This is a genomic window from Bdellovibrio bacteriovorus, from assembly GCF_002208115.1.
Lineage (GTDB): Bacteria > Bdellovibrionota > Bdellovibrionia > Bdellovibrionales > Bdellovibrionaceae > Bdellovibrio > Bdellovibrio bacteriovorus_C.
The window spans coordinates 2,621,026-2,645,457 of sequence record NZ_CP020946.1; the positions used below are offsets into that span (position 1 = coordinate 2,621,026).

A 24,432-nucleotide genomic window follows, 5' to 3' on the forward strand; every position below is an offset into this window, starting at 1 on the left:
ATTAAAACCAAGCCTCAAACTGGTAGCCTAAATTTGTGCCGCTTAGCTTGTCGCTGAAGGCGGGGGCGCGGTTTCCGATGAAGTTTGCGCCCTGGTTGGCGTCATTCCAAAATGAGTGGGACACAAACGCACGCATGACGGGGCGACCCCACATGCTTTTTCCGACGGACAACTGAGCTGCCGCCGTCACGCGACCCAGGTCACGATCCCCGACATAGTCACCACCACCGGTTTTTTCAGATTCATTGTTGATGCGGGAATAGCCCGCTTCGAAAGCCCATTGGAAACGATCGGACACAAAGTAAATCGGACGAACACCGATGGCCTGCATCTGACTTTTGCTGTCGGTATCGGTGCCACTGTCCGCAATCTCTGCGGCCAAGCCAAACATCAACGCCCAACGATCCGTCACATCATAGGTGTAGTCTTCAACAAATCTCCAGGTCCATGCGCGATTTTGGCTTTCATCCGTCGCGGGTACTGTGCTGTCAGCATAGATATTAAATCCACGCATCGTGCCCTTTCCGTACAAAATGGCAAAGTTGTTGTTACCACCCCATACCGGCCCCTGAAGTCGTGTCGCCAAAGAATAGCCATTCGTAGGAACATATTCTTCGGTGTCGGTGGAGCTTCCCGCCGCCCATGCATACACACCCCAGAAGTTCAGCTTCTGATCCGCGAATGAAGGCACCGCAGTCCAACGCAAATCCAAAGCATTCAAAACCGGACGACCGACATTGGTGTCATTCAAATTATCATCAGCCTGAATCAAGTGAGCGAAAGCAAAGCGCCCTTCACCCAACGGCAGACCTTCGATCCCCGCACCCACGCCGCTCATGTCGGCATAGTAGTACCAGTCAAAAATATGAAGATCGACATCGCGATAAAATCTTTTACCAACCCAGAATTCCCCGGGGATTTCGGTAAAACCACCAGCCTTCACAAACGCTTCAATCTGGCTTGTGTCGCGGTTTGCAGCAGCCTCCCATTGACGCGTGCCTAAAGAGCTATAGACCATGCGGAACTGGGTTTTGAAAAATACGGGATCTGTTTCGGTGGGTTTAACATGGTGGAACACCATGGCCAATTCAGTGTAGAAATCGCACTCATTGCCTAAGCGAAGGAAATTACCGGGCATTCCCGCGTTTCCGAAGCAATTCATGTGACCACCCTGCATGTTCAGTCCGCTTCCGCCACGCAGATATCCGGTGAAAGTCGTTTCCACAGCGTGAGTTGTGCTGCTTAGAATCAAGAACAATAACGCAATCGTAATAGTTTTCATCGAGTTCCCTTGAAAAAGCTGAGGGATACCCATAAAGTCTGCGCCTGAAAAGACCTTACGCACGAAGACTCAAACTTTTTGGGGGAAATATTTGAAGCGCTTCCGTACCTGTTCACAACTATTGATTTTCTGCTTCGTACTTTCTTGCACACTTTTGCTGGGACAAATTTCTGAAGCCAAAGCTCCTGCGCGCGCGCAGTGGGTGGACAACTCGCGCATTGTTTTGCGCTTGCCACAAGGCTTCCGCGTTCACCAAAATCTTGTATTTTCCCTCGGAGAACGCATTTCACTGCACCAGCAGGACTCCATTCTTCTGCCCGTGATTCGCACTGATTATTCCCACGTTGAGTTAAGCACACAACACCTTTCCTCCACACAAATTGATCAGCTCATTCGTCGTCCTTTGCGTCTTTTTGTTTCCAATAAAAACGGCCAGGTGCTGGATTCCACGGCTTTGCAGTATTCAGGCATTCTGGATCAAATGTATTTCTATAACGGCAATGACCTTGGCGCCCACGTGCGTTCCACGAGTGTCGGTGTAAAACTATGGGCACCCACGGCACGCAACGTGGAATTGCTGCTATATAAAGAGGCGCAAGACACCCATCCAGCGGCTGTTGTACCAATGAAGCGACAACACAGCGTGTGGTTCGCGGATCTTCCCGGAAAATACGTCAACTATTTCTATCTTTACCAGGTTGAAGTTTACCAGCCCCTCACCGATCAGGTCGAATCCCACACTGTGACGGATCCTTACAGCTTCAGCCTGACTGCGGACGGCGCCAAATCCCAAATCGTGAACTTGCAGGATCCCGCGCTGAAGCCACAAGGCTGGGACCGACTGCAAAAACCGTCTTTGCGCTCTTTCAACGACATTGTGATTTACGAACTGCATATCCGTGATTTCAGCGTTGCTGACTTCACCGTGCCTTTCCCGTATCGCGGTGGCTATGAGGCTTTTGCACAAACCAACACCGACAGCAGCAAGTACCTGCAGTCTTTGGCGGACGCTGGAATGACCCATGTGCATTTGCTCCCGTTCAATGACTTTGGCTCGGTTCCGGAAAATAAAGACTCTTGGGAAAACTATGAGTCCGAAAGTTCGGACCTTCAGGAAGCACAAGCCTACCTTGGCCGCATCAAAGCCAAAGACCCGTTCAACTGGGGCTATGATCCGGTTCACTTTATGACTCCGGAGGGCAGCTACGCGACAGATCCAAACGGGTCCCGCCGTGTGTATGAAACCCGCAACATGGTTCAGACCCTCAATAAAATGAACCTGCGAGTGGTTCAGGATGTTGTATTTAATCACACCTTCGAGGCCGGTCTGGAACCTTACTCGGTCTTTGATAAGATCGTGCCACTTTATTACTACCGAGTGAACGACGAGGGTGACATTCAAAAAAGTTCCTGCTGCAACGACACCGCCAGCGAACATCGCATGATGGAAAAGCTTATGATCGACAGCGTGCTTCACTGGGCACGCACTTACAAGATCGATGCCTTCCGCTTTGACCTGATGTCGTTCCACTCCCGCAGCACGATGGAAAAAATCAAATCCGAATTACGTGGCCTGACTGAACAAGAAGACGGCATCGACGGCTCCAAAATCTATCTGTACGGCGAAGGCTGGGCATTTGGTTCTTTCTATGACCGCTATCCATCCGAGTCGCTGCACATGCTGAATTCCTATGGCAGCGGCTATGGCTTCTTCAACGACCGTCTGCGCGACGCGGTTCGTGGGGGCACAACCAATTCCGCTGAAAAATCCGATCAGGGGTTTGCGACGGGGCTTTATTTTGATTTCAACAAAGAGCCTGCCAACCGCAACACCCCGCCAGATAGCAACGGTCAGCGTGAAAAGATTTTGCATCTTGGTGATGTGATCAAAGCAGGCCTTGCGGGCAATCTGCGTGATTTCCGTTTCAAGGAACACTGGGGTTCATTCGTGACCGCAGGACAACTGCACTATCGTGGGGCGCCCACCGGCACCAGTGCTGAAGCCCTCGAAACAGTCAGCTATGTTTCTGCGCACGATGGTTACACTTTGTGGGATGCCGTTCAGGCCAAAGCGCCGTTTTATACCAGCGGCCGCTTCCCTGCTTTGAGTAAATCCGAAGACCGCCAGCGCATGCATCAGTTGGCCCTGGCATTGCCAATGCTAAGCCAAGGCATTCCGTTTATTGAATCCGGATCGGAGCTTTTGCGCAGCAAGAACGGCGATCAGGACAGCTACAATTCCGGTGATTTCTTCAATCGCATCGACTGGAGCCGTCAGCAGAACTTCTGGGGCGCGGGACTTCCACCTGCCTGGAAAAACATTGATGACTGGTCGTTCTGGCAGCCACGGCTGCAGGAGCCGGGCATGAAAGTCACGCCTGAGCTGATCACTCGCACCGAAAAGTACTTCAAAGCCCTGCTGCGTGTCCGTCAAAGTTCTGACCTGTTCAAACTCAACGATTTGTCCGAGATTCAAAGATCTTTGACCTTTATCGACAACGACAAACAGGCCGAACCGGGTTTGATTGCGATGCATCTGCAGTCGTCCTCGGAAAAACTTTTGATTTTCTTCAACGCCGCCCGCGAAGCGCGCAGCTTTGAACACGGTGTCTTAGGTCAAAACTGGGAACTGCATCCGCTGCTGGATGAAAAAGTCGATACCATCCTTTCTCAGGTTCTGCTGATCCCGGGTGATAAACGCATCCAAATCCCGGGTCGCAGCACCGTGATTCTAATTCAGAAAGCCGGTCACTGATGAAATTCTGGATTTTTCCTTTTCTGATTCTTGCTTCACTCACCGCTCGGGCCGAGGATGTGCGCATCCAGATCTGGCACCAGATGATCTATGGCCACCGTCAGGTCTTGGCCGAGGCCCTGGAAAAATTTGAAAAAGAAAATCCCGGCATCACCGTTCAGGCCACGTACCGTGAAACGGAAGAGCTGCGTTCAAGCTATCAATCCGCCGCCATGGGTGGCAGCGGGCCGGAACTGGTTTACGGCCCCAGCGATCAGGTCGGGCCTTTTGCCACGATGGGCATAGTGCGTCCGCTGGACGAGGTTCTGGGTTCTGACTATTTCCAGAATTTTGATCCGTTGGCAGCCCCGGTTTACGATAACAAGCACTACATGATCGGTGATGCGGTCGGAAATCACCTGATGCTTCTGTACAACAAGAAGTTCATCACCACCCCGCCAAAAAATTCACAGGAACTGATCGAGCTTGGCAAAAAAATGACGGTGGACACCAATGGCGATGGCAAAATCGACCGCTGGGGTCTGGTGTTCAATTATACCGAGCCGTTCTTCTTTGCCCCGTTTATTCCCGCTTTTGGCGAAGCTTTTCTAAAAGCCGACGGAGTCACTCCGAACCTGAACACCCCGGCTTTGAAAGACACTTTCCAGTTCATTCTGAAACTGCGTGATCAGGACAAGATCATCCCAAAAGAATGCGACTATGAAACCGCCAATGCTTTGTTCAAAGAAAACAAGGCCGCGATGTTAATCAATGGTGACTGGTCCTGGGGTGACTATCAGCAGGCCAAAGTCGATTTTGGTATTGCTCGCATCCCGATGATTTCTGAAACTGGCAAATGGCCAAGCCCGCTGGTGGGAACCAAGGGCTATTCCCTGAATGCCAACATGAAAAGCGAGGCTCATTACGAAGCGGCCGTCAAACTTTTGAAGTATCTGACCTCTACGCCGGTGCAGTTGCTGTTCGCTGAAAAAGTCGGCGTTCTGCCGTCAAATCTTCAGGCGCGTGAATCCGATATCGTCAAAAACAATCCACTCTTGAAAATTTCTGCCGACATCATGGAAGTTGGAACACCGATGCCGGTGACCCCGGAAGTGCGTGCCGTCTGGGACAGTCTGCGCATTCAGTACCAAAAAGTTCTGGCGGGAAGCCTGCAACCGCAAGCCGCCGCAGAACAGGCGCAAATCACCGCAGAACAACAAATCCGTGACATGAACGAAGTTCTGACTCCGGGTGTGGGCGCCACTGTTTTGAAAGCTATTTTCGGCATTGGCATCGTTCTGTTGATCTGGCTGACAAGAAACTCGCTAGTGGCGTTCTTTAAAGGATTCCGCGGGCCCCAGCGTTTTGCCTATTACATGATGCTGCCGGCGTTTATCGGCATCTTTGCGGTGATCATCTATCCGTTCTTCTATAATATCGCGATTTCGTTTTCGAACTTCAGTCTGCGCACGTTCCAGGACTGGTCCCTGGTGGGCTTCCATCACTATGTCGCGGCTCTTTCTGATCCCCGCTTCTATTCCCTGTTCCTGAAAACCGTTATCTGGACCGTGGTGAACATCGTCTTCCACGTTTCTATTGGTGTGTTCCTGGCAGTGATCATCAATCAGGTGATTGCCGGCAAAGGATTCTGGCGGGCCTTGCTGATCATCCCATGGGCGGTGCCTCAATACATCACCGCTCTTACCTGGCGTGCGATGTTCAATCAGGAATACGGGCCGATCAATATCTTCCTGCAACAGTTCCTGCACATGTCCCCGGTTCAGTGGCTCAGTCAGCCGACGACGGCTTTTGCTGCGTGTATTTTGACCAACGTGTGGCTGGGCTTCCCGTTCATGATGATTGTGGCGCTGGGTGGTCTGCAGTCCATTCCAAGCTCTTTGTACGAAGCCGCAAGACTGGATGGCGCCAATGCTTGGCAGCGCTTCCGTCATATCACCTGGCCGTTGTTGTTGCCGGTGATGGCGCCAGCGGCTTTGCTGGGTTCTATCTGGACGTTTAACAATCTGAATGTGATCTGGCTGGTCAGCAACTCGGGGGAACCGGGCGATCAAACGCACATTCTGGTCAGCTACGTTTATAAAGCGGCCTTCAACCTGTATCGCTATGGCTATGCGGCTTCTGTGTCCGTGATCATCTTCCTGATTCTGGTCGTCTGGGGTCTGGGATCACTGAAAAGCCAATTCAAGAAGGAGACGAAGTAATGCTTAAAAAGACCTTCTCCTGGATCAGCATTTTGCTTTTCTCACTGTTTTCGATTTATCCGATTTTGTATGTGCTGTCGGTGTCTTTACGTCCCGACAACGCTTTCCAGACACAGTCCTTGGAAATCATCGGACCGAATGCTTCCTTTAAGAACTTTGTGGATCTGTTTGCCACCACCGACTTTCTGATCTGGATGCGCAACTCGTTGGTGGTCAGTGCGGCGACCACACTTTTGGGTGTGGCTTTGGCATCGACCAGTGCGTATGCATTGGCAAGATACCGCTTCCGTGGGCGCAACATGATGCTGTTCTCGCTCTTGATGACCCAGATGTTCCCGGCCACCATGCTGATGCTGCCGTTTTATATCATCCTGTCAAAGCTGCGCCTGATTGACAGCTTCTGGGGCTTGTTCCTGATTTATTCTTCAACCGCGCTGCCGTTCTGTATCTGGCAGATGAAGGCGTATTACGACACTATTCCGCGCGAACTGGAAGAGGCGGCGTTGCTGGATGGCTGCTCAAAGTGGATGATCTTCTATAAGATCATCCTGCCGGTGTCCTCGCCAGCTTTGGTGATCACCGCGTTATTCAGCTTTATGAGCAGTTGGAGTGAATACGTGATTGCCGCCGTGGTTTTGCAGGACCCGCAACTTTACACTTTGCCGTTGGGACTTCGTTCGTTCCAGGCAAGTCTTGCGACCCAGTGGGGTCTTTATGCCGCGGGCGCCTTGATTGTCAGCGTTCCGGTTTTGATTTTGTTCATCAGTATTTCCCGATATCTGGTTTCTGGCCTGACCATGGGAAGCGTGAAGGGTTGATATGGCAAAAATTCAGTTTTCCAACATCAAAAAAAGTTTCGGTTCTGCGGATGTCTTAAAGGGCATTGATCTGGATATCGCTCCGGGCGAATTCCTGGTTTTGGTGGGCCCCTCCGGCTGTGGCAAATCGACTTTGCTAAGAACTTTGGCGGGCCTTGAATCTGCGGATTCCGGCACCATCAGCATCGACGGCAAAAAAATCAACGACATCGAACCGCAAAACCGCGACATCGCGATGGTCTTCCAATCCTATGCCCTGTACCCGCATATGACGGTGGCAGAAAATATGGGCTTTGGTTTGAAGCTGAAGAATCTGGCAGCCGGCGAAATCACCAAACGCGTGAATGAGATTTCTGAGCTTTTGCAGATCAAACACCTTCTGGATCGCAAACCCAAAGAACTTTCCGGAGGCCAGCGCCAGCGTGTGGCCCTGGGCCGTGCTTTGAGCCGTCAAACCCCGGTGATTTTGTTTGATGAGCCGCTGTCGAATCTGGATGCGCATCTTCGTTCCCAAATGCGTCTGGAGATCAAACGCCTGCACCATAGTTCCAAGAGCACCATGATCTATGTGACCCACGATCAGATGGAAGCCACAACTTTGGGGGACCGTATCGCGGTTCTGAAGGACGGCGTGATTGAGCAGATCGGAACTCCGTCTGAAATTTACCACCGTCCGAAGAACACCTTTATTGCGACCTTCATTGGTTCACCTGAAATGAACTTCCTGGAAGGTGCGGTTCTGGAAAAGATCCCATGGCCTGAAGCCCGCAAAGCAGATCAGATTCTGGGCATCCGCCCGGATGCTTTTTCCTTGAATCAGGGGCCCTTGGGAGCCCAAGAAGTTGCTTTGGGGGACTTCCAAGTTGAGATTTCTGAAAACCTGGGCGGCCAGCAGATGCTTCACGGAACACTTTCCGGAAACAACGTACGCATCCTGGTGGATTCAATGGATAATTTTTCCATGAAGCAGACCCTGCCTCTGAAGATCGACCTGACAAAGGCCCACCTGTTTGATAAAAAAACGGGCCTGAATCAAAGGCTTTAAGGAGATCGGATGATCCGCAGTTTATCCCTCGGTATTACAGCGATTTTGCTGACTTTGGCGTCTTGCCTGTCAGCAGCTGCGGCTCCGCGCACGGTCTTCGTTCAATTGTTTGAATGGCCGTGGAATGATGTTGCCCGTGAATGCGAAACCTATCTGGGGCCGGCGGGTTTTTCTGCCGTTCAGGTTTCCCCGCCTCACGAACATATTCACTGGCAGGGCAACCCCTGGTGGGAACGCTATCAGGTGGTCAGCTACAAACTGGAATCCCGTTCAGGGACTGAGGCTGAATTTGCCGACATGGTCCGCCGCTGCCGTCAGGCCGGTGTGGATGTCTATGCCGATGCGATCCTGAACCACATGACCGGCATTCCGGGCGGTGTGGGTTCTGCCGGCACGCAGTTTAGTCACTATGAATACCCTGGTCTTTATTCCCATCAGGATTTCCATCACTGCGGCAGAAATGGCAATAACGACATCCGTGATTTCCGTGATTTGTACGAGCTGCAAAATTGCGAGCTGGTCGATCTGGCGGACCTGAAAACCGAATCCACTTACGTGCAGGAAAAACAGGCCGAGTACTTAAACCGTCTGCTGGATCTGGGCGTGGCAGGCTTCCGTATTGATGCCGCGAAACACATCCCGGCCCGCGATCTGGAACAGATCCTGAAACGGCTGAAAAGATCAGCTTACATCTATTCTGAAATCATCTATGACCCGGCAGGCCCTGTTCAGTACAGCGAATACACCCCGTTCAGTGATGTGACCGCCTACGACTATCCTCACCGTCTGGGTTATGCCTTCAAAGACAAGAACACCGATGCTTTGCAGTTCATTGCCAGCGGCTTCCCAAGCAGCATTGATTCCATCGTCTTTGTCACCAACCACGACATCGAACGCACGAATGATTATTCCGTTTTGAAATATTCAAGCCCCGAGCAGCACCTGTACCGTCTGGCGCAGATCTTTATGCTGGCGTGGCCGTTTGGTTACCCGCAAGTGTATTCCGGCTTTGATTTTAATTCTTTCGATCAGGGACCGCCATTGAACGACAGCCTTCGCACCCTGCCGATTCTGGATGATCAGAACCAGTGCCGCGCCCCGTGGACCTGCGAACACCGCCTGCCGGAAGTGGCGGCGATGGTGGACTTCCGCAATCAGACCGACAAGGCGTTCACAGTTTCCAACTGGTCAACCCACGCCCGCGACGTGATCTCGTTTGCCCGCCCGCGCTTTGGTTTTGTGGCCATGAACTTTGGCAGTCAGTCTGTGACCAAAGAATTCCAGACCAACCTGCCAGCCGGTGACTACTGCAACATCGTGGATGCAGGCTATCGCCTGAAATCACGCAGTTGCGCCGAAGGCTTCAGCGTCAATAACAGCGGAAAAGTGCGCACCACACTGGCGCCTTATTCATCCTTGGTTCTTTTAGTGAAGGCACAAGTTAAGAAATAATATGAAAAAGAAAACCTACACCATCGGTCTTGATCTGGGCGGAACCAAACTGGCAGCAGCGCTGCTTTCTGATACCGGCGAAATGCTGGATTTCATCAAAGTTCCAGTCGACATGAACCGCGAAAAATCAGCTCCCAAAGCCCAAAAACGTCTGATTCAACTGATGACGGACATCGCTTTGGATTTCAAAAAACGCTTCCCGAACGAAACCAAAGCATCGGTATTCAAGGGCATCGGCCTTGCCAGCGCAGGTCCTTTGAATGCTGAAACCGGCACCCTGATGAATCCGGCAAACTATCCAGGCTGGAAGATCGTTCCGATCCTGGATCTGTTGACCAAAGAGATCCACAAAACCTGGAAGACCCCGGTGTACTTCCAGCACGACGCCACGGCGGCGGCTTTGGCGGAAGGCTGGGTTGGTGGCGCTCAGAAAATGAAGTCCTTTGCGATTGTCACGATCGGCACGGGTGTGGGTACTGGTGTGATCTTTAACGGTCTGCCGGGCCAGTCGGATGGTATGGGCTCTGAGTACGGCCATATTGTCGTTGATTATCAGCGCCTGATGAAATCCCCGGACAAAATTGATCACTGCACAGTGGAAGGAATTGCGTCCGGAACGGGTCTTCTGCGTCGTGCCCGCGAAATGGGCTTTACTGGAAATTCTGTAGAAGAACTGATTGCTGCCAACGATGCCAAATACCAGGTGCTGTTCAAGGAAATGGCCTGGGCTCTGGCGATTCTTTGCTACAATCTTTCTATCGGCTACAACCTTGAAAAAATCTTCTTAAGTGGCGGCCTGATCAAGATTCGCAACATGTACTTAAAAGACCTGAAGGATCACTACAAAAAAATGGTCCGTCAAAGCAAGGCCGTCTTTGAGTGCCCGATCGAAGTGGCCAAGACCCAAAACCACGCAGGCGTGATCGGCGCGGGCTTCCTGCCCCACCTTTACGGAAAAAAATAAGACAACAGCCAAAACAAATAAAAAAGGCCGGTTCATCACCGGCCTTTTTCTTTTCATGTTTTGATAAACTAAACTGTCAGCTCTTTCGGGATCCCTTTTGGAATCGCGCTTAGAAGCTTCTTCGTGTAGTCGTGTTGAGGGGCATCGTAGATCGCCTGAGCCGTGTTGTGCTCAACGATCTTACCACCGAACATCACTGCCACTTCGTCCGAGATGAATTTCACCACAGACAGATCGTGAGAGATAAAGATGTATGTCAGGTTCATCTCGTCCTGAAGATCCAACAACAGGTTCAGGATCTGCGCCTGGATGGAAACATCCAGAGCGGACACGGACTCGTCACACACGATGAATTCAGGGCGAACCATCAAAGCACGCGCGATGGAAATACGCTGTCTTTGACCGCCAGAGAACTCATGCGGGTAACGATTCATCATCGCCGGGCTCATGCCCACTTTTTTCAGCATCTCTTCCGCGATTTCGCGGCGCTGATTGTTGTTGTCACCGATGTTGTGAATCTGCATTGGCTCCATCAGGATGGTCCCGATAGTCATACGCGGATTCAGGGAGGCATACGGATCCTGGAAGATGATCTGCATTTTTTTGCGGATCGGATGCATTTGGCTGTAATCAAGCTTGGTGATGTCCTGACCATCGAAGATGATCTGACCATCCGTCGGCTCAATCAAACGCATCAGCGTGCGGCCCAGAGTGGTTTTACCGCAACCGGATTCGCCCACCAGACCCAGGGTCTGACCCTTTTTAACTTTGAAGCTGACGCCGTCCACTGCTTTTGTGTAGCTCTGAACACGGCCCAGAACACCGCCCGTGTGAGGGAAGTGGGTTTTCAGGTCATTCACTTCAAGAATAAGTTTGTCTTCACGAACGATTTCTTTAGACGGAGTGTACACGCGCGCCGCTGGAGTGATTTCTTCACCTGTCGCGCTCATGAAGTCAGAAAGAACCGGAAGACGAACCGGGTTTTCATCCAAAGACGGACGGCACGCCAAAAGACCTTTGGTGTAAGGGTGCTTCGGGTTGTCGAAGATTTCTTTGGAAACGCCACGTTCAACGATCTCACCTTTGTTCATAACAATCACTTCATCAGCGATGTCAGCAACAACGCCCAGATCGTGCGTGATGAACAAAAGACTCATGTGGGTTCTTTTTTGGATGTCCGCCAGAAGATCCAGGATTTGTTTTTGAATTGTCACGTCCAACGCTGTGGTTGGTTCGTCACAGATCAAAACATCCGGATTACAAGCAATCGCCATCGCGATCATGATACGCTGGCGCTGACCACCGGAGAATTTGTGCGGATAGAAGTACAGACGCTCTTCAGCGTGCGGAATACCCACTTGCTTCAGAAGGTCCAAAGCTTTGTCCAAAGCCTGCTGTTTGTTCAGGTTTTGGTGAAGCATCAGGGTTTCAGTGATTTGATCCGCAACCGTCAGAACCGGATTCAAAGAAGTCATCGGCTCCTGGAAGATCATGGAGATGCGTGCACCACGGATTTCACGCATTTTCTTTTCAGAGACTTTCAGCAGGTCCTGGCCTTCAAAAAGAATTTCGCCGCTGGAAACACGGCCTGGATTTCCGATCAAACGCATGATCGCCAGGGACGTGATACTTTTTCCGGAACCGGACTCACCCACCAACCCGACAGTTTTACCTTTCGGAAGGTTGAAAGAGATGCCCTTTACGGCCTGTACAATCCCGTCTTCGGTTTTAAACTCAACAGCAAGATTGCGGACTTCGATAATATTTGTGTTGCTCATTCTTTTTTGTCTCTCCAGATGGCCTCAGGATTCTATCACCTTTTAAGGCAAATAAACCCCTGAAATGACCACGGTCAAATTCCAGAAACACTGAATCGCTTATCCGGGCAAAATGGTCAATAAATTGTGTTCAATCCTATTGGATTTTCAAAGGATTTTGCCCTGTCTCGAACTGAGATGTTCCCTAAAAAGTCCTGTTTCCGGGCCCAACGGGAACATTTAGTCATTTTTTCAGTATAGAAGGTCCAGCCATCGGCCGATGACTCTATAGAAGACGGCGTTTTCAAGGGGGCACCCCTATGACGCCCTAGGTCTAGCCGGTAAATCAGGAGGAACCTAAATGAAGATCCTTTCATCATGCATCAGCACCATGCTTATGGCCGCGATCCTGTATCATCCTCCCACTTTTGCCAGCGGCACCGAAGCCGGAACCTGCACCGACTGCTTTGTGGAAACGCCCAACGGCCTTAGAATGAAAGACAATCTCACCTTCGTGGCTTCGGTTCTTGACGATATCAACGACAAGTACAATTGGGGTCCGTCCTGTAACAACTATGCAACTGGCACCAAAATCGGAGAATGGGGTCACGCGATCCGCAAAGAGTACATGGCTGGAAACTTCACTCACCTTGCGGAAGGTTCTCCGGACATCCATAAATTGTGTCCGAACTATAAAATCATGAAGCCCACCGACAAGGCCAACTTCTGGGTTTTGATCTTCAATGCCATGACCCACTACGAAAGCACCTGCAACCCCAAAGCCACCGCCCAGGGACCAAACGGCAGTCTGTATGGTCTGATGCAGTTGCATGTGGGCCGCGAGCAGGTCTATGCAAAATCCTGCGAAAAAGGCGACAGCAAAACGCCGGTCAACACTTTTGCCTGCACCCTGGACATGCTGAATGGTCAGTTGCGCCGGGATGATGCCCTGTTCAGCCGCAAGTCCTATTGGGATGTTCTGCGCCCGCAGGCCGCCAGTGGAAAAGCCAAAAAGATTTCAAGATCCATCAGCGCTTACGTTCCCTGCCACGATGAAAAACGTCTGAACGTGAAGCAGGCGGAATTCTTCGACAACGAGGAAGTCTGGAAAGCACTGCAGATCAGCGACACCCCGGACGACGGAGCCTGGGACGGATAGCATTCCTCAAGTCAGGTAAATCCTACAAAACCGGCCACCACAGCCGGTTTTGTCGTTTTGGTGTTCGCCATGAAATTTCGAACAGTTCATCCGCCAAAAAGCCTTAAACTCAGGTAAACCTCGCAATTGACATATACATGTGCAACCTGAGTTGGTAAGTGTCTTGGCCAAATGAAAACGTTGAACAAGTTTTTCCATGTAAAGTTTGAAGAAAGACGTGCGGCAAATCCGCGTTTTTCATTGCGTGCCCTGGCTCAACGGGTGGAAATTTCTCCAGGACATCTGTCTGAAATTTTCAATAACAAGCGTCCCATCTCCTCTGCCAACTTCAGCAAGCTTGTGAATGGCCTGCGCCTGTCCGATGAGGACGTGCAAAAGGCCCAGTCCCTGTTTGACTCTGAAAGAAAGCGCAAAAAAGCGACTCATTCCATCGAGCGTGTTTTGAGCAAATCAGAGTTCTCTGAAGTTTCCAGCGTCGATTTCTTCCTGGTACTGGCGGCGATGGACCTGCACACCGAGGAATGGGATGTGGGGCTGATTTCGGCTGAAACCGGGGTGCCGGCGGACCGCACGAAGGTTGTTATGAACAAGCTCCTGCAACTGGGGCTGGTGGAAATGAACAGCCCGACCACCTACGTGAAAACCGTGCGCAGCCTGGCCTCTGAAAGCGACATTCCGAATTTTGACGTGCAAAAATTGCACAAAGAGGCCCTGAAGCGCTCGACTGACATTTTCCCGCAGGTTCCCACTGAAAAAAGGGAAATGGTTTACCTGACAATGGCTGTAAATCCGAAAAATTTGGACCGGGCAAAAAAAGAACTCGAAAAGGCCTGGAAAAAGGTTTACGGAAAGCTGACTCAAGGCGAATGCACTGAAATCTACACGCTGGGCATGCAGTTGCTGCCGGCCGTGCAAAAGGAGACAGAAGAATGAAACATCTGATTGCTGTTATCGTTTTATTGGCGGCGCCCAGCGCCTTTGCGCAGTACGTGGTTCGCAACGGAGGCTACGTGGTGAGCTGCCTGAGCCAACCGACCGTCGCTTTGGAACTGGCCGAAGCCAAGGAAGAGGGGATTTCTGTTCAGTACTCTCCGGCCAGATCCTATCAGGCCAAAGTTTCTGACTTGGTCGCGCGCATCCGCCCGGTGAATTCCCAGAAAGCTTTGAAATACACCCAATGGCTGAAACAGTGGCCACAGCAAATCCGCTGGAAATCGTCCTTTGTTTTGGAAGGCCCGAACGATCAGGGTGATATGGAACTGGGCCGCGGCTGCCGCCTGAAGATTGCCATCGTTCAGACCAACGAAACCCGTTTCGGTGAACAGTTGTACGAAATTGATTCTTTGGTTTGGGGCTCTTTGGATGAAAACCAAAAAGCCGCCTTGGTGATGCACGAATTCATCTATCGCGACATCCTTGAGGAAAATCCGGAATCCAACTCTTTCGAAGTTCGCTTTATCAACAAAGCCCTTCACGACCTTGATTCCCAGCTCCGTGACCGTCGCAAGTTCACAGAGCTGATGCATTCTTTCTAACGACAGGAAGCGGACACCAGACGCTGGAAGTCGGTGTCCCTTTTGAATTTGAAAATCACGTCGCCGTCACTCATGTAATTGAAAATATCCTGATTGCGCAAAGAACAGTTTCTTTGCGCTCCTGTCAGCACCGACTTTCCGGCTTTGATCATCGCCGGGTCCTGATTCAACGCAAAGCCCACATCCAGAATCTGCCCCTGATAGCCGACGATGGACACCCCGCCTTTATTGTTGGTCGCGACCTTATCCACCACCACCTTGGCAGCACCTGAAATCGACTTCAATACGGCCTTGTTCACATCAAAGACGAATTTGTCACCGGTAACGTGCAATGATCAGCTCATCTGTTTCAGGGACCCATTGATAGCTGCTCGTCGTCTGCTTTCTTGGAAACAGGAAGAAGTCCCGCGCCCCGAACTGCCCGTCCGTCCCGTAGGCATTAAAGACCATGAACATTCCGTCTTCAGTCAGCACATAATCGCGGTACACCATAGTTTTATAAGCATCCGTCGGAGAAACCGACAGCATGCAGATCCCCGCCTGTTCAAGCCAGATGCGCTGAAGTTGAACGCCTTTGAGGGTTTCAGTGATGGTTTTGCAGCGATCCGGCGCAGGAGCTGCTTTGGCCAGCAAGACGAACAAAAACGTGGTGACAAACAAAACGCTCTTCATGAATCCTCCTTGGGATGACTTTCAGATTACAAATCCCCCTGAAGCGGTCAACGAGCCCACGACCAGATCCTGTTTCATCAAAAAGGTGTGAACAGATAAATTTCTGTTTCCCCGCCAAAAGTTTGACTGAAAATCCATGCGCAGGCCCAATGAATTGTCACCTTGGGAGGTTCTTATGAAGTGTCTGAAAACTTTGATGTTCTTTGCCTTGCTTTCACCAATTGCAGCTTCGGCGCAAGTTGAATCTCGCATGGATTTTGGAATGCAGATGGTGGGATCGGAACGCTCAAAAGATATGCTTTTGACTAATTACAGTTCTGGGACCATTTATGACATTTCACATACAATTACCGGCCAGGGTTTCAGTGTGAACAGCGATTGCCCGAAACAACTGCGCTCGGGACTTTCCTGCCGTTATCGCCTAACCCTGACCTGCAACCGCGAAGGTTATCAGGACGGCGTTTTTGAGATCTTCACCTCCGACAAGAACTATCGTGTTATCCTGTCGGGCTATTGCAATCCCCTATAAAAAAAGCCTCCCTCGGAGGCCTTTTTCGATTCATAGACCAAGCTGACTTAGTCAATTGTATGGAAATTAGTAAGGCTGAAGTCAGGAACGTTTGTCATCAATGCGGCTTCGTTTGCGCCGAATAGGACTTTCATGTCGTTATAGGATTTATTAAATACATGGCCAAAAAGAACCCAATCATCGATATCCGGAGCCGAACCACAAACACCTCCAACAGCACTCAAATCCGATACGTCCACGCAGAACTCACCGGTGATGAGATTCATTCCACTCTGACGAAATCCGACAGTTCCTTCTGTAGAATCAGCACCGTTTGCAAAATCAGCTGTAAAGAAGACATTGTCTCCGGCATTGTGCATTGAGTGGCCAACGCGCGACTCGCCTGTAGCTTGGATCACAATTTTTTGAACTTCAGCGGCAGATGTATCCTCATCTCTGCTTGCATAAGTATAAGTCATAGCACCTGTAGAACGGTTCCAATACAAAACATCCCAGCTAAGTCTGTTGTCGCCATTGTCTTCTGAAGCAATGATATTGGTTTGGTTGTTACGGTTTTTGAAATAGATCGTGTTTCCAGAAATCATGGTCTCGCCACTCGCAGTTCCAGTTACGTTGATTTTTACGTCGAAATAATCAGATGTCACAGCCGCCACGGTCACAGAGAAGTCAACCGGGAAAGTACCACCCTCAACTGGCACGTCTTCAGTGAATGTATGCATACCCATTTTCGGAGCACCATTTTCAAAATCAATGTTGTCACCAACAACCTGAAGAATAACCATTGTCTGCGAGAATCTGCCAAATATGGATGGCGTATAATCATCACATTCATAATCTGAATCCAGCAAATCCAAAGTGAATTGTTTCAAGGATGCTGCAGCTTCAGAACAGCCTGGTCTTTTCATGTGTGTAGTCTGTGTATCCCAAGCCGCCGCCGCTTTCGGACGGATCACACCTTGTGCCAAAGATGCTGATGTTGTCGGAATTGCAGAAGACATGTGGGTGGTGATATCACTGCTCAGATTCGCCAAAGGATTCGTAGTGGATGGGGAACTGCCGCTGCCGCCTCCACTGCAACCCATGATGAGTGCCGTAGTCCCTGCAAACATCGCCGAAACTGTAACTAGATCTTTCACTTTCACTTTTACTCCTGGTTAACTAAGAATTTCGTTTCACACGACTCCGAGGAGATGTTAACAAGCAGGCAAACTCACAACGAGTCTAATTACACATTTGATCTATAAAGAAGGAAATTTTGGTCAAATGACCTGTGGACACTTCAAGACCATGGGCCGCTTTAATTGCTGACACCGGTTTAACTCTCAAGAAAAACTCAACGAAAAAACAGCATCAGACAGCCTAACGATCCGTCAATCCCAAGCCCTGCAAAATCTTTGGAATGCACTTTTGCACCCGAGAAGCGCGAGTGGCCGATTGTTTTGCGGAAGAGAAATGCACCAAATACATCCGACGACGACCCGGGGTCAGTTTTTCAAAAGCCGCTTTCAGCTTCTTGTTTTTATCCAGGGCCTGTTTCAATTCTGCAGGCATCACCGGCATCTTTGCCGGCTTCTTTTCGGTTTTCACTTCAGATTCAGAAATCTTGACGGCTTCCTTGATATAGGAACGAATGGCCGCCTTCACTTTCGTAATATCTGCCACGCTGGTGAATTCAAAACGTCTGGCAGACTGAGAGTTCGCCCCGGGTGCCTTCAGCAGTTTTTTGGCATCTTTAAGCTCACTCCCCTGAAAGAACATCAGGGCGCAGGAGTCTTTAAAATTCTGGATGATGGCAATATTCTTATCCCCATGCAGATAACAAGGCAGGCTCCATTTGAAGTCTTCCGTCAAACCGCTGTCCAAAGCAATCTGGCGTATAAGCTGTACTTCGTCTTTCCACTTCTTTTCAGACTTGATAAAGGCATCGACTTTGGCATTTTTGGAACTCATCACAGCACTCCTTGCCTTTAAAGGATGCTATGAGGGGCCTCAGGAATCAAACAAATGCTGGAAAGACAGCCCCGCAAAGGACATCATTCTTTCCGCGTATATTAACTAATTTTTTATAAATTTAACTTATGTCATTTAACTTATGTCTTTGAAACCTCTATAAGCATCTTCATCAACCCCCACCGGAGCCGAAATTGAAAGCACTTATTTTTACCATGACCATGCTGTTATCCATCAACTCCTTTGCCAAAGACGCCAACTATACTTCCCGCAAACTGCAATATGCACTGGAGATCCTGACCTCTATCACCGAAGAATCCAAGGTGACCCAGGTTCAGCCTAACAAAGACATCAAAGCCATGATGATTGAATATGGGATCAAGGAAGGTGCTCTGGAATCCGCAGAGGACTTTAACTGGGTCAATGACAACAGCGCCTGGGAAGGTGACTCTACCAAATGGGGCACGGACACTCTCGAAGGCGCAAAATCTTATGTGATTTCAGTGCTGGAGCAGCGTCTGGAATACAGTGACAATAACTCAGCCGACAAAGTGGTTTTCGCTGACAACTATATGAAGGCCCAACATGCCTTTTCTTTGCTGAATGAACTTAAAGGCATTCAGTATGGCGTTGGCCCCGTGGGGGCCGTTCAGTGTGGCGGACAATACGCGGCCCTGCTGATCATCGATACTTTCACTGGTACTATCTATACGATTATCATGGAAGCTTCGGGCTGCTGATCGGTTTACAGTTCAAGTACTGCGCCCTCGACTTCTTTAAGAACCAACTTTGCATTGCCGGTTTGGACATCCATCAAGGCCATGCCGGAAGGCTGACCCCAGATAATTCATGAAATTTCGAACGGTCAGCAAGCCGGGCCTTTGCCGCGTCAGTGTCCCAGCAGGCTTCGATCAGCCTTCACCACCACCGAACCCGCACTTGCTTTTCCGCTGATGTAAGCAACCAGTGTGGCCAGCAATGAAATACCCAGCGCCGTCCAGGCTGTCGTTATCAGATTTCCATTATCGATGGAAACTCCCCCTGCCCAGGCACCTAGCGCATTACCCAGATTGAAGGCAGCAATGTTAAGAGCGGACACCAAGGTCGGAGCTTCCGCCGCATGTTCCAGCGCCCGCATTTGCAGTGGTGGAACGGTCGCAAAACCAGCAAAGCCCAGCAGAGTGACCAAAGCCAATGCCGCCAGCTTATAACCCATCAGGAAAGTGAACCCGAATAAAACCAGAGACAGCAACAACAGAGTTCCCACCAAAGTGCGGTTCAGGTGTTTATCCGCCCACTTGCCACCGACAATATTTCCCACGACCAGCCCCGCACCAAACAGCAACAGAATCGGTGAAACGGACGCCACTGCAAACCCTGATACGTCCGTCAGAATAGGTGCAATGTAAGTGAAAACGGCAAATACCCCGGCGAAGCCAAAGACAGTCAACAGCAGACTTAGCAAAACCTGCGGTTTCATCACAACACTGATTTCTTTACCCATACCTGCCGCATCACCTGTTTCTTTCTGTGCAGGAACAAAGAAGATCAACGCCGCCATCGCCAAAGGTCCCACTGCAGTCACCGCCCAGAATGTCGCATGCCATCCGTAATTTTGACCAAGCCAGGTGCCAAAGGGAACTCCCAAAACGTTCGCCAGGGTCAGCCCGGTAAACATCAAAGCAATCGCCGTGGCCCTTTGATTTGGTTTTACAAGACTGGTGGCAAGCACTGATCCGATTCCAAAGAATGTTCCGTGCGCAAAGGATGTTAACACCCGCGCGATCATCAAGATGGAATAACTGGGCGCCAGGGCGCAAATCAGATTCCCCAGAGTGAAGATCGCCATCAAAATCACCAGAGCGCGCTTCTTTGGCCACTTCGCAGAAAGCAGTGACAGCACGGGTGCCCCGATCGCCACCCCCAGGGCATAACCGCTAACCAGCAGTCCCGCTGACGAAAGACTCACCCCCAGGTCCTTGGCCATTTGGGGCAACAATCCCATAATCACAAATTCAGTCGTTCCAATTCCAAACGCTCCGATCATCAGTGCGTATATTGCTAAAGGCATTTGAGCCTCCTTGTATAACCACCAATCTATCAGGATTGGGGTTGCCCATTTAGTCACGAATGGGCAAAATATATTTGATTCGGAGTCAATAATGAAAACAACCCTGGACGAGCTGCAAACCTTTATAACGATTGTGGACACAGGCTCTATCAGCGCCGCCGCTGAGGAGCTGAATCAAACTCCTTCCGGAATCAGCCGCACCCTGGCCCGACTGGAAAAAAAGCTGCGAGTGACGCTGCTAAGAAGAACCACACGTAAACTTGATCTGACTGCGGAGGGTGAAAGATTTCTGCAAAGCTCCCGGGAAGTCATTCAGGCCCTGGAAAACGCCGAAGAATCCGTGGGTTCCAAAAGCACTCCATCAGGGGTTCTGCGTATTGATTCAGCCTCGCCGTTTATTCTGCATTCGGTGGTGCCTTACCTGAATGAGTTCCACAAACTGTACCCGGAAGTACAGGTGGAGCTGTTTAACAGTGAACGCAATATTGACCTGATCGAAAACAGAATCGATGTCGCCATTCGAATTGGAGAACTTGCCGATTCGTCCCTTCATGCTGTCAGCCTGGGACAAAGCCGAAGACGAGTTCTGGCGAGTCCCCAGTATCTGAAAGCCTATGGCACCCCCAAAAGTGTCGAGGACCTGCAGAATCATATCCTGATTGGTTTTACCGATCCCCAAAAGCTGAACCATTGGCCGCTTAAATACAGCGGTGGCACCCGCTACCCTATCAAGGCAAAATTCAGCGCCTCCAGCGGAGAAACAATTCTTCGCTTGGTTAAAAGCGGTGTCGGTATCGCCTGCCTTGGCGACTTCATGACAATCCCCGAACGCGAAAGCGGCGACTTGGTTCAAGTCCTGCCCGGCGCCGCCGTGGAACAAAAAGAGCAAATCCACGCCATCTATTACAAAAACGCGCAGTTATCATTGAGAGCCGACGTCTTCATCAAATTCCTAAAAGGAAAACTGAAAAAAGCCTTGTAGAGCTTAACCAGGCCTCGTTAAAGAAGAAAGGGTTCGACTGTCCATTAAGAATACAGTCCTGGAAGATTTTCATCCTCTGGCAAATTTTAAGAAGGATCTCTCAGGTTAAAGTATATTCGATCTGTTTGAATACTTTTAATTCATGCCTGCAGGAGGTTCTGTGAAATCCGTATTTGCATCTATTATTTTCATTTTAGCTTCGACTTCGGCATTCGCTGCGAACAAGGATTGTACTGCATCGAAGAAAACCGTAGCCCAAATTGAACAACTCAGAATTATTGATCTCCCTTATAAAGCTATCGAAGTAAAAACAGTTGAAGCACTAGTGACTGACAAATGTGTAAAGTCTCGTTTAAGTAACGAAGAGATTTACAATTTATCCCAGCTGCTTTTGTCACATGAGTATTCACAAGACTCTGCAGATCAGATTATCAACGAGTTCCTTGCTCAGTAATTCCAGGAGACTTACAGATGAAAACAATTATCTCGATGATTTTTACAACGCTTGTGACCTCTTATGCTTCTGCAGGCAATGTTCAAGTTAACTGCACTGGCGTAGATGGCGCTGGTCGTGAAGTTTTGATCAGCCTTATTGATGTTACTGGCGATGGCTTTGGCAGCGCATTTGGCGTGTTAGCAGCTAAAACTGATTCAGGAGTAAATACTATTGCTACTCGCGCTTGGTTGGTCGGTCGCGAAGGCAAAATGGAAGACGAAGGAATTGGCTTTAATAAAGACCTTTATATTGAAACCGATGACGTAGCTTTGAATCTTGATAAAACAGGTCGCCAACGATACACAGGCTCCATCTGTGGCCCCCGTAACAACATCAAAATCGCGGGCATTCAGTTTGGCCAAGACGACTGTTTTGACTTAGTTTGTTCTTCTAAAGGCCTAAGCACTCTTAAATAAATCCCCCAACGACAAGGGGTGCAGTCGGCAGTTGTGCCAGCGCTAAAAAGGATGGTGCAGTCGGCAGGACTCGAACCTGCAACCCCTTGGTTCGAAGCCAAGTGCTCTATCCATTGAACTACGACTGCACAGAGGGCCCCAGACTATCAATGAAGCCCGGAAGAACGCAAGGTTTGGGCTAGCGCAACGTGGCGTCATTACAAATTCACGAAATCTGTGTCGTGTTCCAAGTAAGGGCATAAAGCGGATGTCATGCGGCTTGTCAGGTGTTTTTGGATGCCTTTTTCATTTAAAAAACCGAATTGAAAAATAGCCCCTTGGATAAGGGCTTCCAAAGTCATGGCGTAGTCTTTGACGTCCGGGATTTTTTTCAGCTCTTTCCGGGCGACAGCTTCTTCCAAAAGGCGCTGGATGATTTTTCTGGTTTCTCCAAAATAGGCGGCGACCTTTTTTCGCGCTTTGGGGTCTTCAGCTTCGGTTCCCAGCCAGCGGAGATGTTCCCCCAAGCGGTCCGAATCCACGCTTTTGGCGATCAAGCGCAGAAATTCAAACAGACCAGTCAGTCCGTTCAGTTGCAGAATTTTTTCTGCATTCACCCGCCCCAGATTCTCATCCCACTTCTGGTTGCGGGCCAGAAATGCCATTTGTTTTTTGCTTTTAAATCTTTTCACCAAGGCTGCCGGGGAAAGATGGGTCGCCCTGGCGACTTGCTCGAAAGTAAATGATTCGAAACCCTCCCGGGCAATGACATCAAAGGCGGCGGACAGTACTTCGGAATCACTGGTCTTTTTAGGTCTAGCCATAGTTCTAGATAGTAAATGGATATTTACTTATTATCAACTGCGGAGGTGCTTATGGCCATCAATCCGTTCGTTATTGAGTCAACGTCCGCCGGGGAACGCAGTTATGAAATCTATTCCCGACTTTTGAAAGACCGTATTGTCATACTGGGTTCCGTGGTGAATGACGAAGTTGCGATGTCCCTTTGTGCGCAACTGCTGTTTTTGGAAGTGAATGATCCTGACAAAGACATTCATCTTTACATTAACTCCCCTGGAGGGTCTGTCTCCGCTGGGCTGGCCATTTATGATGTCATGCAGTTTATAAAATGCGATGTTGCCACTTACTGCCTGGGAATGGCTGCCAGCATGGGGTCATTTTTACTAATGGCCGGCACCCCCGGAAAGCGCCACGCGATGCCGAACAGTCGTATTCTGTTACATCAGCCGCACCTGGGGGATGGGGGCCTTGGCGGTCAGGTGACCGATATCGAAATTCATGCACGCGAGCTTGTGCGAACAAAGAAGAAAATGACAGGGATCTATGCCGCACACACGGGGCAAAAGGTTGAACATTTAGAACAGATCATGGAGCGCGACCACTACATGAGTGCCGACGAGGCCAAGGCTTTTCGTCTGGTGGATCACGTCGTGCCACCTCGGAAAAAATTGGGGTGAGACCGGGCCGATCAGATATCTTTGACGATAAGATGATTTTTAAGTTCGTTGGCTTTACCGGAATTGACCGGGAAGTGAGTTTGAAGGTCCTTGCCGCAGGCTTCAATCGCCGCTACAAATCCATCCGCCCACTTGCCGTCATGCAGATGTTTACCAAGCATACCCAGGATATCGTCCCAGTGTTCTTTCGGAAGCTTTTGGGAAATACCTTCATCCGCCAGCACGACCGCCTTTTTTTCCATCACTGAAACGAAGATCAAAACCCCCGTCCCATTTTCGGTGCGATGGATGCGGTTCAGATAAAATTCCAGATGAGCACGACGATGGACTGAATCCAGCTCGTCCTTTTCAGGCACAAACACTTTCTGAATCCACTTGGACTTGGCCAACACCTGCGAAAGACCAAAGAAGACCACGACAATCACCGGCCACAGGTAAACCCAAGGAGTCACCCACAACCAGTCACTGAACGGAAACTCAACAATGACCAAAAGCAGAGTCAAAAGCAAAGTCAGCGTCAAAGGCACATGCCCCACTGCGGAAGAACGACGAACAATTACAGGAACAATCTCTCCCGAAGTGGTTTCCTCCACCTTGGAAATAGAAGCCTCAATCCGCGCAAGATCCGCCTCAGAAAGATATTTATTAATCCAACTCATAAAGTTCCCTCAAAAAAACAATTACGCTTCCAAAACCCGCCAAAACGACTTCAGCACACCCAAGGCTAGGCTTTAAGCAACAAGGCGAATCCTAGGTTGAAAGCCGGTACTCCGCCTTGGCTTGGGCTATGGCCTTAGTGCCTTGAGCGCGAGTTCCGCAGCGAACCAAATTCCACCAGCGGCAGCCACAAAAAAACAAAAAGAGCGAGGACTGTCCGAGCGAGCAAGGCAC

Annotated in this window: 24 protein-coding genes and 1 tRNA gene; 15 read left to right on the top strand and 10 right to left on the bottom strand. The window is 50.0% G+C overall.

Features of this window, described 5'->3' with window-relative positions:
- Nucleotide 1: 1 nt before the first annotated feature.
- Nucleotides 2-1,282, bottom strand: a complete 1,281-nt coding sequence (locus B9G79_RS12595) for a carbohydrate porin (protein WP_232468647.1) — start codon at nt 1,280-1,282, stop codon at nt 2-4.
- Between the two features lie 91 nt (nt 1,283-1,373).
- Here B9G79_RS12595 and pulA point away from each other — a divergent pair, with 91 nt between their 5' ends.
- From pulA to B9G79_RS12625, 6 genes are read left to right on the top strand one after another with little or no spacing between them, the layout of a single operon-like run.
- Nucleotides 1,374-4,037 (top strand): pullulanase-type alpha-1,6-glucosidase, encoded by a 2,664-nt coding sequence (gene pulA, locus B9G79_RS12600; RefSeq protein WP_088565819.1) that lies wholly within the window; start codon nt 1,374-1,376, stop codon nt 4,035-4,037.
- A complete protein-coding gene (locus tag B9G79_RS12605) occupies nt 4,037-6,238 on the top strand; it encodes an extracellular solute-binding protein (protein ID WP_088565820.1) in 2,202 nt (733 codons plus the stop codon). Before pulA ends, B9G79_RS12605 begins: the two co-directional genes overlap by 1 nt.
- Nucleotides 6,238-7,056 (top strand): sugar ABC transporter permease, encoded by an 819-nt coding sequence (locus tag B9G79_RS12610; RefSeq protein ID WP_011163732.1) that lies wholly within the window; start codon nt 6,238-6,240, stop codon nt 7,054-7,056. The genes B9G79_RS12605 and B9G79_RS12610 overlap by 1 nt, the downstream gene beginning before the upstream one ends.
- 1 nt (nt 7,057) lies before the next feature.
- Nucleotides 7,058-8,101, top strand: a complete 1,044-nt coding sequence (locus B9G79_RS12615) for an ABC transporter ATP-binding protein (RefSeq protein WP_088565821.1) — start codon at nt 7,058-7,060, stop codon at nt 8,099-8,101.
- A 9-nt stretch (nt 8,102-8,110) separates the two neighbouring features.
- Entirely contained in the window at nt 8,111-9,553 is a 1,443-nt protein-coding gene (locus B9G79_RS12620) for an alpha-amylase (RefSeq protein WP_088565822.1), read from the top strand.
- A gap of 1 nt (nt 9,554) precedes the next feature.
- Nucleotides 9,555-10,517 (top strand): ROK family protein, encoded by a 963-nt coding sequence (locus B9G79_RS12625; protein ID WP_088565823.1) that lies wholly within the window; start codon nt 9,555-9,557, stop codon nt 10,515-10,517.
- A gap of 68 nt (nt 10,518-10,585) precedes the next feature.
- Here the strand turns inward: B9G79_RS12625 and B9G79_RS12630 are convergent, their stop codons facing one another.
- Complete coding sequence (locus B9G79_RS12630) at nt 10,586-12,295, bottom strand: ABC transporter ATP-binding protein (protein ID WP_088565824.1); 1,710 nt, start codon at nt 12,293-12,295, stop codon at nt 10,586-10,588.
- Nucleotides 12,296-12,635: 340 nt separating this feature from the next.
- Here B9G79_RS12630 and B9G79_RS12635 point away from each other — a divergent pair, with 340 nt between their 5' ends.
- The 3 genes from B9G79_RS12635 (at nt 12,636) to B9G79_RS12645 (ending at nt 14,968) form a co-directional block, all read left to right on the top strand.
- Nucleotides 12,636-13,433 (top strand): hypothetical protein, encoded by a 798-nt coding sequence (locus B9G79_RS12635; protein ID WP_198298009.1) that lies wholly within the window; start codon nt 12,636-12,638, stop codon nt 13,431-13,433.
- A gap of 171 nt (nt 13,434-13,604) precedes the next feature.
- Nucleotides 13,605-14,366: a TIGR02147 family protein gene (locus B9G79_RS12640; protein ID WP_088565825.1), complete on the top strand. Its 762-nt coding sequence runs from the start codon at nt 13,605-13,607 to the stop codon at nt 14,364-14,366.
- Nucleotides 14,363-14,968, top strand: coding sequence for a hypothetical protein (locus B9G79_RS12645; protein WP_088565826.1), 606 nt, complete (start codon nt 14,363-14,365; stop codon nt 14,966-14,968). The genes B9G79_RS12640 and B9G79_RS12645 overlap by 4 nt, the downstream gene beginning before the upstream one ends.
- Here the strand turns inward: B9G79_RS12645 and B9G79_RS12650 are convergent.
- Nucleotides 14,965-15,300 carry a hypothetical protein gene (locus B9G79_RS12650; protein WP_088565827.1) on the bottom strand — a complete coding sequence of 112 codons (336 nt, stop codon included), beginning with the start codon at nt 15,298-15,300 and terminating at the stop codon, nt 14,965-14,967. The genes B9G79_RS12645 and B9G79_RS12650 overlap by 4 nt on opposite strands.
- The gene (locus tag B9G79_RS12655; protein WP_088565828.1) at nt 15,284-15,640 is read right to left on the bottom strand and encodes a hypothetical protein; all 357 of its coding nucleotides are present in this window, start codon (nt 15,638-15,640) and stop codon (nt 15,284-15,286) included. Before B9G79_RS12655 ends, B9G79_RS12650 begins: the two co-directional genes overlap by 17 nt.
- A 175-nt stretch (nt 15,641-15,815) precedes the next feature.
- Here B9G79_RS12655 and B9G79_RS12660 point away from each other — a divergent pair, with 175 nt between their 5' ends.
- On the top strand, nt 15,816-16,169 hold the full coding sequence (locus B9G79_RS12660; RefSeq protein ID WP_088565829.1) for a hypothetical protein: 354 nt from the start codon (nt 15,816-15,818) through the stop codon (nt 16,167-16,169).
- 47 nt (nt 16,170-16,216) lie between these two features.
- Here B9G79_RS12660 and B9G79_RS12665 read toward each other — a convergent pair whose 3' ends face one another.
- Nucleotides 16,217-17,311, bottom strand: a complete 1,095-nt coding sequence (locus B9G79_RS12665) for a hypothetical protein (protein WP_088565830.1) — start codon at nt 17,309-17,311, stop codon at nt 16,217-16,219.
- 217 nt (nt 17,312-17,528) lie between these two features.
- Complete coding sequence (locus B9G79_RS12670) at nt 17,529-18,119, bottom strand: YdeI/OmpD-associated family protein (RefSeq protein ID WP_088565831.1); 591 nt, start codon at nt 18,117-18,119, stop codon at nt 17,529-17,531.
- Nucleotides 18,120-18,313: 194 nt separating this feature from the next.
- Here B9G79_RS12670 and B9G79_RS12675 point away from each other — a divergent pair, with 194 nt between their 5' ends.
- The gene (locus tag B9G79_RS12675) at nt 18,314-18,859 is read left to right on the top strand and encodes a hypothetical protein (RefSeq protein WP_088565832.1); all 546 of its coding nucleotides are present in this window, start codon (nt 18,314-18,316) and stop codon (nt 18,857-18,859) included.
- Between the two features lie 149 nt (nt 18,860-19,008).
- Here the strand turns inward: B9G79_RS12675 and B9G79_RS12680 are convergent, their stop codons facing one another.
- Nucleotides 19,009-20,190: an MFS transporter gene (locus B9G79_RS12680; RefSeq protein WP_232468649.1), complete on the bottom strand. Its 1,182-nt coding sequence runs from the start codon at nt 20,188-20,190 to the stop codon at nt 19,009-19,011.
- 91 nt (nt 20,191-20,281) lie between these two features.
- Here B9G79_RS12680 and B9G79_RS12685 point away from each other — a divergent pair, with 91 nt between their 5' ends.
- The 3 genes from B9G79_RS12685 to B9G79_RS12695 all read left to right on the top strand — a co-directional run bounded on the left by B9G79_RS12685 (nt 20,282) and on the right by B9G79_RS12695 (nt 22,084).
- Nucleotides 20,282-21,172, top strand: coding sequence for a LysR family transcriptional regulator (locus tag B9G79_RS12685; protein WP_088565834.1), 891 nt, complete (start codon nt 20,282-20,284; stop codon nt 21,170-21,172).
- A 160-nt stretch (nt 21,173-21,332) separates the two neighbouring features.
- Nucleotides 21,333-21,626, top strand: a complete 294-nt coding sequence (locus B9G79_RS12690; RefSeq protein WP_088565835.1) for a hypothetical protein — start codon at nt 21,333-21,335, stop codon at nt 21,624-21,626.
- A gap of 17 nt (nt 21,627-21,643) precedes the next feature.
- The gene (locus B9G79_RS12695) at nt 21,644-22,084 is read left to right on the top strand and encodes a hypothetical protein (protein ID WP_088565836.1); all 441 of its coding nucleotides are present in this window, start codon (nt 21,644-21,646) and stop codon (nt 22,082-22,084) included.
- A gap of 52 nt (nt 22,085-22,136) precedes the next feature.
- Here B9G79_RS12695 and B9G79_RS12700 read toward each other — a convergent pair.
- Nucleotides 22,137-22,212 (bottom strand) — tRNA-Arg (locus B9G79_RS12700).
- 69 nt (nt 22,213-22,281) lie between these two features.
- A complete protein-coding gene (locus B9G79_RS12705) occupies nt 22,282-22,887 on the bottom strand; it encodes a TetR/AcrR family transcriptional regulator (RefSeq protein ID WP_088565837.1) in 606 nt (201 codons plus the stop codon).
- A gap of 51 nt (nt 22,888-22,938) precedes the next feature.
- Here B9G79_RS12705 and B9G79_RS12710 point away from each other — a divergent pair, with 51 nt between their 5' ends.
- Complete coding sequence (locus B9G79_RS12710; RefSeq protein ID WP_088565838.1) at nt 22,939-23,541, top strand: ATP-dependent Clp protease proteolytic subunit; 603 nt, start codon at nt 22,939-22,941, stop codon at nt 23,539-23,541.
- Between the two features lie 11 nt (nt 23,542-23,552).
- Here B9G79_RS12710 and B9G79_RS12715 read toward each other — a convergent pair whose 3' ends face one another.
- Entirely contained in the window at nt 23,553-24,200 is a 648-nt protein-coding gene (locus B9G79_RS12715) for a TPM domain-containing protein (RefSeq protein ID WP_088565839.1), read from the bottom strand.
- Between the last annotated feature and the right edge of the window lie 232 nt (nt 24,201-24,432).